The sequence below is a fragment of the Streptomyces sp. SID5469 genome (genome assembly GCF_009862865.1).
Taxonomy (GTDB): Bacteria; Actinomycetota; Actinomycetes; order Streptomycetales; family Streptomycetaceae; genus Streptomyces; species Streptomyces avermitilis.
The window spans coordinates 1,562,733-1,577,336 of record NZ_WWIN01000001.1 but is presented as its reverse complement, the minus strand read 5'-3'; the positions used below and the strand labels follow the sequence as shown (position 1 = coordinate 1,577,336).

At 71.8% G+C, this 14,604-nt stretch carries 13 protein-coding genes and 1 pseudogene; 9 read left to right on the top strand and 5 right to left on the bottom strand.

Annotated elements, in window-relative coordinates; translation table 11 throughout:
* Positions 1-17: 17 nt before the first annotated feature.
* On the bottom strand, positions 18-584 hold the full coding sequence (locus tag GTY58_RS06780; protein WP_010982708.1) for a PadR family transcriptional regulator: 567 nt from the start codon (positions 582-584) through the stop codon (positions 18-20).
* A gap of 83 nt (positions 585-667) precedes the next feature.
* Here GTY58_RS06780 and GTY58_RS06775 point away from each other — a divergent pair, with 83 nt between their 5' ends.
* The 7 genes from GTY58_RS06775 (at position 668) to GTY58_RS06745 (ending at position 8,893) form a co-directional block, all read left to right on the top strand.
* Positions 668-1,069, top strand: a complete 402-nt coding sequence (locus tag GTY58_RS06775; RefSeq protein WP_010982707.1) for a nuclear transport factor 2 family protein — start codon at positions 668-670, stop codon at positions 1,067-1,069.
* A gap of 277 nt (positions 1,070-1,346) precedes the next feature.
* Complete coding sequence (locus tag GTY58_RS06770) at positions 1,347-1,760, top strand: four-helix bundle copper-binding protein (protein ID WP_042494274.1); 414 nt, start codon at positions 1,347-1,349, stop codon at positions 1,758-1,760.
* 238 nt (positions 1,761-1,998) lie between these two features.
* Entirely contained in the window at positions 1,999-3,177 is a 1,179-nt protein-coding gene (locus GTY58_RS06765) for an acyl-CoA dehydrogenase family protein (protein WP_010982705.1), read from the top strand.
* Positions 3,178-3,246: 69 nt separating this feature from the next.
* The gene (locus tag GTY58_RS06760; RefSeq protein ID WP_078234589.1) at positions 3,247-4,044 is read left to right on the top strand and encodes an oxygenase MpaB family protein; all 798 of its coding nucleotides are present in this window, start codon (positions 3,247-3,249) and stop codon (positions 4,042-4,044) included.
* 60 nt (positions 4,045-4,104) lie between these two features.
* Positions 4,105-6,369 (top strand): serine/threonine-protein kinase, encoded by a 2,265-nt coding sequence (locus tag GTY58_RS06755; RefSeq protein ID WP_010982703.1) that lies wholly within the window; start codon positions 4,105-4,107, stop codon positions 6,367-6,369.
* Positions 6,370-6,665: 296 nt separating this feature from the next.
* The gene (locus GTY58_RS06750) at positions 6,666-8,252 is read left to right on the top strand and encodes an NAD(P)/FAD-dependent oxidoreductase (protein WP_037646075.1); all 1,587 of its coding nucleotides are present in this window, start codon (positions 6,666-6,668) and stop codon (positions 8,250-8,252) included.
* Between the two features lie 11 nt (positions 8,253-8,263).
* The gene (locus GTY58_RS06745) at positions 8,264-8,893 is read left to right on the top strand and encodes a TetR/AcrR family transcriptional regulator (RefSeq protein ID WP_037646077.1); all 630 of its coding nucleotides are present in this window, start codon (positions 8,264-8,266) and stop codon (positions 8,891-8,893) included.
* A 7-nt stretch (positions 8,894-8,900) separates the two neighbouring features.
* Here the strand turns inward: GTY58_RS06745 and GTY58_RS40515 are convergent, their stop codons facing one another.
* The 4 genes and pseudogenes from GTY58_RS40515 to GTY58_RS06735 form a co-directional block, all read right to left on the bottom strand.
* Positions 8,901-9,122: a hypothetical protein gene (locus GTY58_RS40515; protein ID WP_052082303.1), complete on the bottom strand. Its 222-nt coding sequence runs from the start codon at positions 9,120-9,122 to the stop codon at positions 8,901-8,903.
* Between the two features lie 116 nt (positions 9,123-9,238).
* A pseudogene (locus GTY58_RS40510) lies at positions 9,239-9,301 on the bottom strand (hypothetical protein); the annotation flags it as partial.
* A gap of 17 nt (positions 9,302-9,318) precedes the next feature.
* Entirely contained in the window at positions 9,319-9,738 is a 420-nt protein-coding gene (locus tag GTY58_RS40505) for an FAD-dependent monooxygenase (protein WP_242432189.1), read from the bottom strand.
* A gap of 129 nt (positions 9,739-9,867) precedes the next feature.
* Positions 9,868-11,715 (bottom strand): serine hydrolase domain-containing protein, encoded by a 1,848-nt coding sequence (locus GTY58_RS06735; protein WP_010982699.1) that lies wholly within the window; start codon positions 11,713-11,715, stop codon positions 9,868-9,870.
* 169 nt (positions 11,716-11,884) lie between these two features.
* Between GTY58_RS06735 and GTY58_RS06730 the strand changes: the two genes are divergently transcribed.
* A complete protein-coding gene (locus GTY58_RS06730) occupies positions 11,885-12,994 on the top strand; it encodes a nitronate monooxygenase family protein (protein ID WP_010982698.1) in 1,110 nt (369 codons plus the stop codon).
* Complete coding sequence (locus GTY58_RS06725; RefSeq protein WP_010982697.1) at positions 12,991-14,541, top strand: acyl-CoA synthetase; 1,551 nt, start codon at positions 12,991-12,993, stop codon at positions 14,539-14,541. The genes GTY58_RS06730 and GTY58_RS06725 overlap by 4 nt, the downstream gene beginning before the upstream one ends.
* Positions 14,542-14,604: the final 63 nt, after the last annotated feature.

Genomic DNA, 14,604 nt, shown 5'->3' with positions numbered 1-14,604 from the left:
CGCACCCTGGAGCGGTGCTAGCGCGACCTGTGCGCGGGGCGTTGTTCGAGGACCCGCAGGGCCCGCTCCGCCCACTCGATGTTCTCCCGTTCGAAAGCGCGGCCGCGCAGGAGGGTGAGGTACGGGCCCACGCGCTCGGCGTCGGCCAGGAACTCCTCCTCACCGCGGCCGTCCAGCAGACGGGTGCGGATGCGGTCGTAGCGGGCCAGTTTCGCGCGCGCCCACTCCAGGCGCTCGGCGATCGCCGCCCGTACGGCCTCGGTGTCGCCGTCGTCGACGGAGTGGACCTTGACCAGCAACTCGTCCCGGATCGCGGTCGGCCTCGACGGCGTGGCCGTGAAGTCGCGCAGCGCCGCCCGGCCCGCTGCCGTCAGGGAGAACAGCCGCTTGTTCGGGCGCCGTTCCTGCCGCACCAGCCGGGCCTCGATCAGCCCGTCGGACTCCATGCGGTCCAGCTCCCGGTACAGCTGCTGCGGGGTCGCCATCCAGAAGTTGGCCACCGACGCGTCGAAGCTCTTCGCCAGGTCGTATCCCGATGCCTCGCCCTCCAGGAGGGCGGCGAGGACCGCGTTGCGCAATGCCATGCGCCAAGGCTAGACGGTCGGAGCATTCTGCGATTAATCTCCTCTGCACCTAATCAATTAGTTGAGTATGAGAGGCGGACGCGATGCATCCCTTCCGCAAGGCGGTCGAGGCCGGCGACCACGCCGCGATCGAGGCGTTGCTGGCCGAGGACGTCGTCTTCACCAGCCCCGTCGCCTTCAAGCCCTACCCGGGAAAGGCGATCACCGCGGCCATCCTGCGGGGCGTCAGCCGCGTCTTCACCGACTTCCGCTACGTCCGCGAGATCGCCGGCGCCGAGGGCCGCGACCATGCGCTCGTCTTCGAGGCGAAAGTGGGCGACAAGACGATCACCGGCTGCGACTTCCTGCACTTCGACGAGGACGGCAGGATCGACGACTTCATGATCATGGTCCGCCCGCTGACGGCGGCCGTGGCCCTGTCCGAGGCGATGGGCGCCCAGTTCGACCGCATCGCACGCGAGGCGGCACAGGGCGCGGGCGCGTAGCGAAGAGCGCTGCTCAGGCGCTCGCGGGCCCCGCTGCCGAAGGGGCCGCCGCGGCTCTCGCCCCCGGCGGGGCCGTCCCGTCGAGACGCTCGGCCGGGAGGGAAGGACCGCCGTGCGCCCCCGGCCGGCGTGGGGCCGTCCGCGCATCCCGGTCCGGCCATGATGCGGCCGGGGGAGCCGACCGGCCCTGGGCTCCGGGTTTGGCGCGACCGCCTACGGCTACCCGCGCGGTGTGACTTCGACGACCTCTCGCAGGACCGCCCGCGCGGCCTCCCGCATTCCCTCCCGGACGACCCCCGGGACACCCCCTGATCCATTCCCCGACGGGGCCTCTCCACAGGAACTCTTCCGGTTCCTGGAGGACCGCTTCACCTGCGCGCAGGCCTGCACCGAATGTGCGCGGGCGTGCGCCCTGCGGGCGAGCTTCGCCGGTCCGGACGGACCGGAGGGGCAGGAACTCGTGCGCCGCAAGGGCATCATGTGCGCGGAAGTGTGCGACGCGACCTGCCGGGTGCTGTCCGAGCAGGCCCGGCAGGACGAGGAAACCCTGCGCATCCAACTGGAGTGGTGCCGGACCGTCTGCCTCGAGTGCGCGCACGTCTTCGACGACCACCCCGGAGCGGAGAACAGCGCGAAGGCCTGCCGTGAATGCGCCCAGGCCTGTGCGGACTTCATGGCGACCCTCGTCTGACGTCGCAGCCGACGCCGCCGCGCACGAACCCGGTGGTGCGACAACCGGCGTCCCGAGCGCTCACCCGGCCCTGGCCCGCGCGGCCCCCGCGGCCGGATCCTCGACGCCCCCGGGTGGACGCACTTCCCCCCGGGTGCCGACCATGCTCCCGCTTGTTCCCAATTTCTGGAACAAGTTCTACTGTGTGCGCCGTCAGGTCGAGGGGACCCCGTCGAGCCCCTGGGAGCCGGGAGGCGCCGTGCATCTCGAATACACGCCCGAGCAGCAGCGGTTGCGCACCGAACTGCGCGGCTACTTCGCCGATCTGGTGCCGGGAAACGCCTATGCCCGCTACACCGACCCGGCCGCGCAGAAACGCTTCTACCGCGACACCGTCCGCCGGCTCGGCAGGGACGGCTGGCTCGGCGTGGGCTGGCCCAAGGAGTACGGCGGGCGCGGACTGACGCCCATCGAGCAGTTCATCTTCTTCGACGAGGCGGCCCAGGCGGGCGTGCCCCTGCCCCTGATGGCACTCAACACCGTCGGCCCGACGATCATGCGGTTCGGCACGGACGAGCAGAAGGCGTACTTCCTGCCGAAGATCCTCTCCGGCGAGATCGACTTCGCGATCGGCTACAGCGAGCCGGACGCGGGCACGGACCTGGCCGCACTGAAGACGAAGGCCGTCAGGGACGGCGACGAGTACCTCGTCAACGGCCAGAAGATCTGGACGACGAACGGCGACACGGCCGACTGGGTGTGGCTCGCCGTCCGCACGGATCCCGACGCCCCGCCGCACAAGGGCATCACCATGCTGCTCGTGCCGACCTCCGACCCCGGCTACTCCTGCACCCTCATCACCACCCTCGCCTCGCACGACACCACCGCGAGCTACTACGAGGACATCCGCGTCCCCGTCTCCCGCCGGGTCGGCGAGGAGAACAAGGGCTGGCGGCTGATAACCAACCAGCTCAACCACGAGCGCGTCACCCTCGCCGCGCACGGCACGATGGCGATCCGGGCCCTGCGCGACGTACAGCGCTGGGCGATGGAGACCAAGCTCGCGGACGGCCGCCGGGTCGTCGACCTCCCCTGGGTGCGCCGCGATCTCGCGCGGACCCACACCAGGCTCGACGCGATGAAGCTCCTCAACTGGCAGATGGTGAACGCCGTCCAGGAAGGCACGCTCACCCCCCAGGACGCCTCGGCCGTCAAGGTCTACGGCTCCGAGGCCCGCCGGGACGCGTACGCCTGGCTGATGGAGATCGTCGCCGCGGCCGGCGCTCTCAAGGAGGGCTCGGCGGGCGCGGTGCTCCACGGTGAACTGGAACGCGGCTACCGTTCGGCGGTCATCTTCACCTTCGGCGGCGGCAACAACGAGATCCAGCGCGAGATCATCTCGTGGATCGGTCTGGGGATGCCGCGCGTGCGGCGTTAGCCTGACCTGGTGGAGGCCTCTCACGCAGGTGACCCGGGGCTCTTCGGCCCGTCCTCGGTGGCCTGGCAGATGCACGGCGACCCCATGATGTGGGTCGCCGGAATCCGCGCGCTCTACCTCCAGGCCCTGCACCCGCGAGTGGTGCGCGGGGTCCTGCAGAACTCCGACTTCCGGCGCGACGCCTGGGGCCGGCTGATGCGCACCGCCGACTTCGTCGGCACGACGACCTACGGCAGCACCGAGGCCGCCGAGCGGGCCGGGGCCCGGGTGCGGAAGATCCACAGCATGCTGGCGGCGAAGGACCCCGGCACGGGGGAGCGGTACGGGGTCGACGAGCCGGACCTGCTGCTCTGGGTGCACTGCGCCGAGATCGACTCCTATCTGCACGTCCTGCGCCGCTCGGGGGTCCCGCTGACCGACGCGCAGGCCGACCGCTACATCGCCGAACACCGGGTCACCGCACGCCTGGTGGGGCTCGACCCGGGCGGCGTACCGGGGGACCGGGCCGGGCTCGCCGCGTACTTCGAGAAGGTGCGGCCGGAACTGACCGCCGGTCCGGAGGCGCGAGAGGTGGACGACTTCCTGCAGAGCCCGCCCATCCACCCGTTGCTCATCCCGGCGCGCGCCCTGCTGTGGCGGCGCGTGGCTCATCTGGCGTACGCCGCTCTGCCGCCGTACGCCCATGAGCTGTACGGCCGACCGGGGCCGCCGCCCGCCACGGTGACCCGGCGCCTGCGTTGCACCGGCACCTTGCTGCGCTGTGTTCCCGCACGTCTGCGCTGGCAACTCCCGCCCAAACACATTATCCGGGCCATGTCACGGCTCGGCCCCGGCTCGCGCCCGGCACCGTACAAACTCGGCGCATAGCTCGCCATACTGGACGGGCCAGGGGAGGGCGGGGGCCAAAGACGGGGGCGATCGCGGGCGATGGCGGACACCAGGCTGGTCCAGGGCCGGTACCGGCTGCTCGACCTGATCGGGCGCGGTGGCATGGGCGAGGTGTGGCGGGCGAGAGACGAGTCGCTGGGCCGTCAGGTCGCCGTGAAGTGCCTCAAGCCTCTCAGCACGCACCACGACCAGTCCTTCACGCGCGTCCTGCGGGAGCGGTTTCGGCGCGAGGCCCGGGTGGCCGCCGCCCTCCAGCACCGCGGGGTGACCGTCGTCCACGACTTCGGCGAGTCCGACGGGGTGCTGTTTCTGGTGATGGAACTGCTGGAGGGCCGCAACCTCAGCCAGCTCCTGGAGGACAACAAGCACCATCCGCTGCCGGTCGCCGATGTCGTCGAGATCGCCGAGCAGGTCGCCGCCGCCCTCGCGTACACCCATCAACAGGGCATCGTCCACCGTGATCTGAAGCCCGCCAACATCATGCGGCTCGCCGACGGCACCGTGAAGATCTGCGACTTCGGCATCGCCCGCCTCGGCCACGACATCGGCTTCACCGCACGCCTCACCGGCACCGGCATCGCGATGGGCACACCGCACTACATGTCGCCGGAGCAGATCAGTGGCTCCCCGGTCGACCAGCGCAGCGACCTCTATTCGTTCGGCTGCGTGCTGTACGAGATCGCCACCGGGGCGCCGCCGTTCGACCTCGACGACGCCTGGGCGATCCTCATCGGGCACCGCGACACCCCGCCCGATCCGCCGCGCGGCCACCGTCCCGAACTGCCCGCGTACTTCGAGAAGATCATCCTCGACCTGCTCGCCAAGCTGCCCGACGAGCGTCCGCACGACGCCCGCGAGCTGGCCCGCCGCATCGGCGCCGGACGCGGCACGCCCGCCTATGTGCCGACCGTGGTGACGTCGTCCCCGCTGCCGGACCTGTCGGCGCCCCCGGCCCCGTCGCGCCCGGAGCGGCGGCTGTCCCGCGAGCCCCGGCTGCCCTCCTGGACCCGCGGGATGACCACCGGCCACAAGGCCACCGGAACCGGCCTCGGCGCCGCCCCGCCGGACGCCGGCGCGGGCCTCACCGGCGAATGGGTCGCCCGCCCCGACACGGGCCGCGCCCCGGCACCCGTACGCAGTGAACGCCCCACCCCCTCACCCGAGTTGGTGAGCACCCTCACCGGGCGCCACAACGCGGGGCTGAGCCTTGGGCGGCTCGGCCGCTGGGCGGAGGCGGGGGAGGTGCACCGTGCCGTCGCCGCCGAGCGCGAACACGCCCTCGGCCCCGACCACCCCGACACACTCGCCAGCCGCTACGAGGTCGGCTTCACGCTCAGCCGCACCGGCCGCCCCGCCGACGCGCTGCGCGAGTACGCGCACGTGGCCCAGGCCAGGGAGCGGGTGCTCGGCGCCGACCACCCCGAGACGCTGGCCGCCCGGCAGGAAATGGCCTACGTACTGGGCCAGTTGGGGCAGCACTTCGACGCGCACCAGGTGTACACGTCGGTGCTCGCCGCCCGTGAGCGCACCATGGGCCCCGACCACCCGGACACCCTGCGCTGCCGCCACAACCTCGCCTTCAACCTGAGCCGGCTCGGTCGCCTGGAGGACTCGTACCGCATGGCCCGCGAAGTGGCCGCCGCCCGGGCCCGGGTGCTCGGCGCGACCCACCCCGACACACTGGTCACCCGGTACGAAGTCGCCTACGCGCTCGGCCAGTTGGGCCGCTGGCCCGAGGCCCTGGCGGCGTATCAGGAGGTCGCCGAGGCCCGCGCGCAGGCCCTCGGCCCCGACCACGCGGACACGCTCGCCGCCCGCTACGAGGTCGGTATCAGCCTCGGCCGGCTGGGCCGCAGCGCCGAGGCCCTGAAGCTCTACCGCGACCTCGTCGAGGACCGTACCCGCGTCCACGGCCCCGCCCATCCCGAGACCCTGCGCGCCCGCCACGGCCTCGGCGTCAACCTCGGCCGGCTCGGCCGCTGGGAGGAGGCGCTCGCCGAGTCCCGTGACGTGTGCGCCCTCCGCGAGCGGGTGCTGGGCGCCGATCACCCGGACACGCTCGTCAGCCGCCGCGAGGTCGCCGTCGGCCTCGGCTGGCTCGGCCGCTGGTCCGACGCCCTCACCGAGTACCGACACGTCGCCACGGCCCGCGAACACGTCCTCGGCCCCGACCACCCCGACACCCTCGCCAGCCGCAACGACGAGGCCCACTGTCTGGAACAGCTGGGCCGGGGGCAGGAGGCGGTGGAGCTGTACCGGCGAGTGGCGGCGTTACGGCAGCGGCGCGCGTCGGGCGGCCACTGAGCGGCCGGCTCGGCCACGAGCCGCGCGGCGGACCGCTTCGCACCGGCGTCTTCTCCACGGACGGGCTGGACGGCACGGACGGGCCGGGCGGCACCGACGGGCCGGGCGGCACCCAAGGGCCGGGCGGCATTGACAGGCAAAACGGCACCGACAGGCCGGACGGCACCGAAGGGCCGGGCGGCACGGACTGGCCGGGCGGCATCGACAGGCAAAACGGCGCCGACAGGCCGGACGATTGTTGGGCCCTGTGGCACACACCTCTGGCCGACCTAGATCATCGCGTGCTACCAAGAACCATGGCTGCTGATGAGGGACACGTACCCGGTCGATTCGACGCCGTGATCGTCGGCGGGGGCCACAACGGGCTGGTCGCCGCCGCCTACCTGGCCCGCGCCGGGCGGTCCGTGCTGGTCCTGGAGCGGCTGGGGAACACCGGGGGCGCCGCGGTGTCCACGCGGCCCTTCGCCGGCGTAGACGCCCGGCTGTCGCGCTACTCGTACCTGGTCAGCCTGTTGCCCCGGAAGATCGTGCGGGACCTCGGGCTCGACTTCCGGGTGCGGGGCCGCACGGTGTCCTCGTACACGCCCGCCGAGCGGCACGGGCGGCCCACCGGACTGCTCGTCGGCGGCGGCGAGCGCCGCACCCGTGAGGCCTTCGGCCGGCTGACCGGCTCCGCGCGCGAGTACGAGTCCTGGCAGCGCTTCTACGGCATGACGGGCCGTGTCGCCCGGCAGGTGTTCCCCACGCTCACCGAGCCCCTGCCCTCGCGCGACGAGCTGCGCCGACGCGTCGACGACGAGGACGCGTGGCGCGTGCTGTTCGAGGAGCCGATCGGTGCCGCCATCGAGGAGAACTTCACCGACGACCTGGTCCGCGGGGTCGTCCTCACCGACGCGCTCATCGGCACCTTCGCCGACGCCCACGACCCCTCCCTGCGGCAGAACCGCTGCTTCCTCTACCACATCATCGGCGGTGGGACCGGCGCCTGGGACGTGCCCGTCGGCGGCATGGGCGCGCTCACCGACGCGCTGGCCGCCGCCGCCCGGGACGCCGGCGCGGTGCTCGCCACCGGGCACGAGGCGGTCCGCATCGAGACCGACGGACGCTCGGCCGAGGTCACCTACCGCGACGCGGACGGGGAAGGGACCGTCTCCGCCCGCCACGTCCTCGTCAACGCCGCACCGCAGGAGCTGGCCCGCCTCACCGGCGACAGCCCGCCCGTCCCAGCCGAGGGTGCCCAGCTCAAGGTGAACATGCTGCTCAAGCGGCTGCCCGCACTGCGCGACACCGCCGTCGACCCGCGCGAGGCGTTCGCCGGCACCTTCCACATCGCCGAGGGCTATGAGCAGCTCGCGGCTGCCCACGCCCAGGCCGCCGCCGGGTCGTTGCCCGAGGCGCCGCCCTCCGAGATCTACTGCCACTCGCTCACCGACCCGACCATCCTCGGCCCGGACCTGGTCGAACAGGGCTACCAGACCCTCACCCTCTTCGGTCTGCACACGCCCGCGCGGCTGTTCGAACGCGACAACGAGGGCGTACGGGAGGAGCTGCTGAAGTCGACTCTCGCGCAGCTGGACGCCCACCTCGCCGAACCGCTCGTGGACTGTCTGGCGACCGACGCGGAGGGGCGCCCCTGTATCGAGGCCAAGTCTCCGCTGGACCTCGAGCGCGATCTGCGGCTGCCCGGCGGCAACATCTTCCACCGCGACCTCGCCTTCCCCTACGCACAGGAGGGCACGGGCCGCTGGGGCGTGGAGACCGCGCACGCGAATGTACTGCTGTGCGGGGCGGGCGCCGTGCGCGGCGGCGGGGTGAGCGGGGTGCCGGGGCACAACGCGGCGATGGCCGCCCTGGAAGACGTCGGGGAGCGTGCGCTGGGATAGGCTCGGTGGCGATGAGTTCGCGTCGCGGGGACCGCACCCCCACCTTCACCGAGCAGGCCCGCCGCAGGCAGATCATCGAGTGCACCATCGACCTGATCTCCACGCAGGGCTATCCGGCGACCTCGCTCTCGGCCATCGCGGAGGCGGCCGGACTCTCGAAGGCCGCGATCCTTTACCACTTCTCGTCCAAGGACAACCTGACCAAGGCGACGTTCGCGTACGTGCTGGAGCAGTTCCGGGCGTTCGTCACCGAGCGTGTCCTCGTGGCGTCCGACCCGCGGGCCGCCGTGGTCGCGTACGTCCGGGCGATGGTCGGCTACCAGCAGGCCAACCGCCGCCATGTGCGCGTGATCACCGAGATGCTCCTCGGCGACGGGGGCGGGACGCGGTTGAAGGAGCCCGGCGGCCATGACACGGGCGGCCGCTGGGAAGAGCTCGCGGCCTTGCTGACGACGGGACAGAAGGCCGGTGACTTCCGGGAGTTCGACGCCCAGGTCACGTCTTTGGCCATCGGCGGCGCGATCGATGGGGTGGTCGCGCACTGGCTCTCCCACCCCGAACTCGACCTGGACGCGGCGGCGGACGAGCTGGAGACGTTCACACTGAACGCCATCGAGTGCCGCACCCCACGACGACGCTAGAGAGGGCTCAGCGCCGGGCGAACTCGGGGGCGCGTTCGGGACGTATCCCGATCCCGCCGAGGTAGCCGGCGACCGAGCGCAGCGCGGGGACGTGCTGTACCGCCCGCAGCGGCACGGGGAGGCGGTCCGCTCGCAGCGTGCCGTCGAGTCCGGGACGCAACAGCATCTCGTGTTCGGCGAGTTGGGACCTCTGCGTGAACGCGGTGGGGAGCCTGCGCCGCTTCTGCACGCGGGCCAGGTCGCGGGAGGTGACCGTCGATTCCCGCAGCGGCCCGGCGAGCAGGCGGCGGCTGCCACCGAGTCCTGCACCGCCAGATTGACCCCGACCCCGCCGATCGGCGACATGATGTGCGCCGCGTCCCCGATGCAGAGCAGCCCCTCCCGGTACCAGCGGTCCAGTCGCCCCATGGTGACCTCCAGCAGCTTCACGTCGTCCCAGGAGCGGATGGCGTCCGTCGCCGTACGGTCCCAGCCGAGCAGCTCGCCGAGCCGGTCGCGGAACCACTCGATGCCATGGGGCGGAGTGCGCCGTCCGTGCCCTTCTTGATGAGATAGGACGTCTGGTAGTAGTCGCCGCGGTCCAGCGTGGCGGCGAACTGGCCGTCCCGGACGGTCAGCGAGACCCGGCCCTCCTTGAGCGGATCACGGGCGGGGACGCGCACCTGCCAGACGTCCATGGGGACTTCGAAGTACGAGGGCTCGAGTCCGGCCGCCCGGCGGACCGACGAGTCGCGTCCGTCGCAGGCGACGGTGAGGTCGGCGGCCAGCTCGCCCGGCGAGCCGTGCTCGTCGACGTACCGGACGCCGGTGACGCGCCCGGAGTCATCCTCCAGCAGCCCGGTCACCCCGGTCCGCCTCCACGGCGTGAACGACGGTTCGTGACCGTCACGGTGGGCCATTTGCGGCACATCCCCGGTCGGCACAACAAAAATGGACAAGTCTGGGCAAGTGGGGAAGGGTGATGCCGGGAAGGATCAGTTCTCGGACGGCGTCCAGCCTGCCGCCTCGATGCGCGCCGCGTCCGTCGGACGTGCCTCGTCGAAGAGGACCCGGCCGCCGGACTCGACCCGCACCGCGTCGACGTACGCGCCCCGGCCCACGTACAACCGGTCGGTCGTGTACCGCCACCGCAGCGTCAGCCGGCGCGCCCGCGGCAGGTCCGCGTGGAGCCGGTGCCACACCCGCCCCGACCAGCCGGTGACCGAGCCCGTGGGGTGCTCCCGCGCCTCCTCCCCGTCACACGCGGTCGTGAACGGCACCGGCTGCCAGCTCGCGCCGTCGTCGGCCGAGGCCTCCAGGAAGAGGGTGTCCGACCGGGGTTCGGTGTCCCACCACAGGGCGCAGCGAAGCCGCCCCCCGCTGTCGGCGGTGGTGCTGTCGGCGGTGCCGGTGGTTTCGGCGGTATCCGCGGTACCGGCCGTGTCGAGCTCGGGCAGTGTCAGCGTCGCGGAGGCCGCGGTCGCCATGCCCGAGAACCAGGACGTACGTCCGCGCGCGGGCCGGACCTGGACGGCTCGCGCCAGATGGTTCCCCGCGGCCGCCCGGGGAGCGGAGCCGGATCGCCAAGTGCGCACGGGATGAACGGAGTTGCCCAGCACGATCAGGAAGGAGTCCGTCGTCGGGTCGAGGACGAGCGAGGTGCCGGTGAAGCCGGTGTGCCCGGCGGTGCGCGGGGTGGCCATCGCGCCCATGTACCAGTGCTGGTAGAGCTCGAAGCCGAGCCCGTGCTCGTCGCCGGGGAAGGCGGTGTTGAAGTCGGTGAACAGCAGCTCCACCGACTCCGGCGCCAGGATGCGGGTGTGCCCGTACGTGCCGCCGTTGAGCAGGGTCCGGCCGAGGACCGCGAGGTCCCATGCGCAGGAGAAGACACCCGCGTGGCCTGCCACTCCGCCGAAGCCGAAGGCGTTCTCGTCGTGCACCTCGCCCCAGACGAGTCCGCGGTCGAGCCCGGACCACGGCGGGCGTGCGTCCTCCGTCGCCGCGATCCTCGGTTTCCAGGCGGCGGGCGGGTTGTAGCGGGTGCTGCGCAGGCCGAGCGGAGCGGTGATCTCGTCGCGGAGCAGGGCGTCCAAAGGGTGACCGGTGATCTCTTCCAGGACGAGCTGGAGCGAGATCAGGTTCAGATCCGAGTAGAGGTACTTGGTGCCCGGCGGGCTGAGCGGTGCCTCGTTCCAGATGAGGCGCAGCTTCTCCGCGCGGCTCGGTGCCTTGTAGAGAGGCAGCCAGGCGCGGAAACCCGAGGTGTGGGTGAGGAGTTGACGGATGGTGACGTCCTGCTTGCCCGCGCCGGCGAAGTCCGGGAGGTACGAGGCGACCCTGGCCTCCAGCTCCAGCGCGCCGCGCTCCAGTTGCTGCACGGCGAGCAGCGAGGTGAACAGCTTCGACACCGAGGCGAGGTCGAAGACGGTGTCCGTGGCCATCGGGATCTGCCGCTCGGCCGGGAACTCGACGCCCGTGTCGGTCTTCGCGTCGTACGCCGAGTAGCGCACCGCCGTGCCGATGGGCTGATGCAGGGCCACCGTGTCGCCCCGCCCCGCGAGCAGCACGGCACCGGCGTACCAGGGGTGCGTGGGGGAGGGGCCGAGGAAGGACTCGGCGTCGGTGACGAGTCCGCGGAGGTGGTCCGGGAGCAGTCCGGCGCGTTCGGGGGAGCCGTGCCGCAGGGTGCGGTGGGGGTGGCGAGGCGGTGGAACGGCCTTCGCGGGGCCGGCCGGGAAAGGGGCGACGGCCAGGGCGCCGCCCAGGGCCAGCGCACGTCTGACCAGGTGACGGCGGGTGGGTCCACGCCCGCCCGTCCCGCTGTCCGCCGTGTCTTCGGTCATCGAAAAGCCTCCCGTCGCACCGCCTGAAAGTATCTTTCGAGGTTCGCCCCGCGGGGTGAAACTTTCGTGTCAGCGGTGGGGTGTGTCAACGGGACGTGCGGAACAAGGAATCTGACGGAGTATCAGAAAAGGCCTTCCTTCGTCCGGAGGGCTGCGGCATTCTGCGGCCATGCAGACGGAGCTGAGCAAGAGACTGGGAGTCGAGCACGCCATCTTCGGCTTCACGCCGTTTCCCGCCGTCGCCGCGGCCATCAGCCGGGCCGGCGGTTTCGGTGTGCTCGGCGCGGTCCGCTACACCGCACCGGACGACCTCAAGCGCGACCTCGACTGGCTCGAGGCGAACGTCGACGGAAAACCGTACGGCCTGGATGTCGTCATGCCCGCCAAGAAGGTGGAGGGCGTCACGGAGGCCGACGTCGAGGCGATGATCCCCGAGGGGCACCGGCAGTACGTCAGGGACACCCTGGCCAAGTACGGCGTGCCGGAGCTGGCGGAGGGCGAGGTGTCCGGCTGGCGCATCACCGGGTGGATGGAGCGGGTGGCCCGCACCCAGCTCGACGTCGCCTTCGACTACCCGATCAAGCTGCTCGCCAACGCGCTCGGCTCGCCGCCGGGTGACGTCGTCGAGCGCGCCCACGGCCAGGGCGTGCTCGTCGCGGCGCTCGCGGGCAGCGCCCGGCACGCCCGCAAGCACGCCGAGGCGGGCATCGACGTCGTCGTCGCCCAGGGCTACGAGGCCGGCGGCCACACCGGCGACATCGCCTCCATGGTGCTCACCCCCGAAGTCGTCGACGCCGTCGACCCGTTGCCCGTCCTGGCCGCGGGCGGCATCGGCAGCGGGCGACAGGTGGCCGCCGCGCTGAGCCTGGGCGCCCAGGGCGTGTGGCTGGGCTCCCTCTGGCTGACCACGACAGAGGCCGAACTCCCCTCGCCCGCGCTGATCCGGAAACTGCTCGCCGCCGGCTCCGGCGACACCGTCCGCTCCCGAGCCCTGACCGGCAAGCCGGCCCGGCAGCTGCGCACCGAGTGGACCGACGCCTGGGACGACCCGAACGGGCCCGGCACGCTCCCCATGCCCCTCCAGGGACTGCTGGTCGCCGAGGCGGTCTCCCGCATCCAGAAGTACGAGGTCGAGCCGCTGCTCGGCACGCCCGTCGGGCAGATCGTCGGACGCATGAACAGCGAGCGCAGCGTCCAGGCCGTCTTCGACGACCTGACACGGGGCTTCGAGCGGGCCGTCGACCGCGTCAACCGCATCGCCGGAAGGAGTCAGCAGTGAGCGTGCCCCCCAACGGCTTCTGGTCCCAGGCCGCCGCGGACCCGGAGCGTACGGTCCTGATCGCCCCCGACGGCGAGGAGTGGACCGCCGGACGACTGCACGCTTCGGTCAACCGGCTGGTGCACGGACTGCGCGCCGCGGGCCTCGAACGCGGCGACGCCTTCGCGGTCGTCCTGCCCAACGGTGTCGAGTTCTTCACCGCGTATCTGGCCGCGTCCCAGGCCGGCCTCTACCTCGTCCCCGTCAACCACCATCTCGTCGGCCCCGAGATCGCCTGGATCGTCGCCGACTCCGGCGCCAAGGTGCTCATCGCGCACGAGCGGTTCGCGGACTCCGCGCGCCACGCCGCCGACGAGGCGAAACTGCCAGCAGAGCAGAGGTACGCGGTCGGCGCGATCGACGGCTTCCGGCCGTACGCCGAACTCCTCGACGGACAGCCCGGGTCGGCGCCCGCCGACCGCACCCTTGGCTGGGTCATGAACTACACCTCGGGCACCACGGGCCGGCCGCGCGGCATCCGGCGACCGCTGCCCGGCAAGCTGCCCGAGGAGACATACCTCGGCGGCTTCCTCGGGATCTTCGGCATCAAGCCGTTCGAGGGCAATGTGCACCTGGTCTGCTCGCCGCTGTACCACACGGCGGTGCTCCAGTTCGCGGGCGCGTCCCTGCACATCGGGCACCGTCTGGTCCTGATGGACAAATGGACGCCCGAGGAGATGCTCCGCCTCATCGACACCCACAGGTGCACGCACACACACATGGTCCCGACCCAGTTCCACCGCCTGCTGGCACTCCCCGAGGAGGTGAAGGGGCGTTACGACGTCTCGTCGATGCGGCACGCCATCCACGGCGCCGCGCCCTGCCCCGACCATGTGAAGCGGGCGATGATCACGTGGTGGGGCGACAGTGTGGAGGAGTACTACGCCGCCAGTGAGGGCGGCGGCGCCTTCGCCACCGCCGAGGACTGGCTGAAGAAGCCCGGCACGGTCGGCAAGGCCTGGCCCATCAGCGAACTCGCGATCTTCGACGACGAAGGCAACCGGCTGCCGGCGGGTGAACTCGGCACCGTCTACATGAAGATGAGCACCGGCGGATTCTCGTACCACAAGGACGAGGCCAAGACGAAGAAGAACCGCATCGGCGACTTCTTCACCGTCGGCGACCTGGGCTGTCTCGACGAGGAGGGCTATCTCTTCCTCCGCGACCGCAAGATCGACATGATCATCTCCGGCGGGGTCAACATCTACCCGGCGGAGATCGAGGCGGCGCTGCTCGCCCACCCCGCCGTCGCCGACGCGGCCGCCTTCGGCATCCCGCACGACGACTGGGGCGAGGAGGTCAAGGCGGTGGTGGAGCCTGCCCCGGGGCACGACCCGGGCCCGGCGCTCGCCGCCGACATCCTCGGCCACTGCGAACAGCGGCTCGCCGGGTACAAGCGCCCCAAGAGCGTCGACTTCATCGAGACGATGCCGCGCGACCCCAACGGGAAGCTGTACAAGCGGCGGCTGCGGGATCCGTACTGGGAGGGACGCACCCGAAAGGTGTGATCCAGCTCGCCCCTCGGGTCTGTCGCACGGCGACCCACTCGCCCGTCCTGATGCCGAACCGCC

Bases quoted from the DNA above. Each gene is read 5' to 3' on its own strand.
- GTY58_RS06780 (WP_010982708.1), bottom strand. From the start codon at position 584: ATGGCATTGCGCAACGCGGTCCTCGCCGCCCTCCTGGAGGGCGAGGCA.
- GTY58_RS06775 (WP_010982707.1), top strand. From the start codon at position 668: ATGCATCCCTTCCGCAAGGCGGTCGAGGCCGGCGACCACGCCGCGATC.
- GTY58_RS06760 (WP_078234589.1), top strand. From the start codon at position 3,247: ATGCACGGCGACCCCATGATGTGGGTCGCCGGAATCCGCGCGCTCTAC.
- GTY58_RS06755 (WP_010982703.1), top strand. From the start codon at position 4,105: ATGGCGGACACCAGGCTGGTCCAGGGCCGGTACCGGCTGCTCGACCTG.
- GTY58_RS06750 (WP_037646075.1), top strand. From the start codon at position 6,666: ATGGCTGCTGATGAGGGACACGTACCCGGTCGATTCGACGCCGTGATC.
- GTY58_RS06745 (WP_037646077.1), top strand. From the start codon at position 8,264: ATGAGTTCGCGTCGCGGGGACCGCACCCCCACCTTCACCGAGCAGGCC.
- GTY58_RS06735 (WP_010982699.1), bottom strand. From the start codon at position 11,715: ATGACCGAAGACACGGCGGACAGCGGGACGGGCGGGCGTGGACCCACC.
- GTY58_RS06730 (WP_010982698.1), top strand. From the start codon at position 11,885: ATGCAGACGGAGCTGAGCAAGAGACTGGGAGTCGAGCACGCCATCTTC.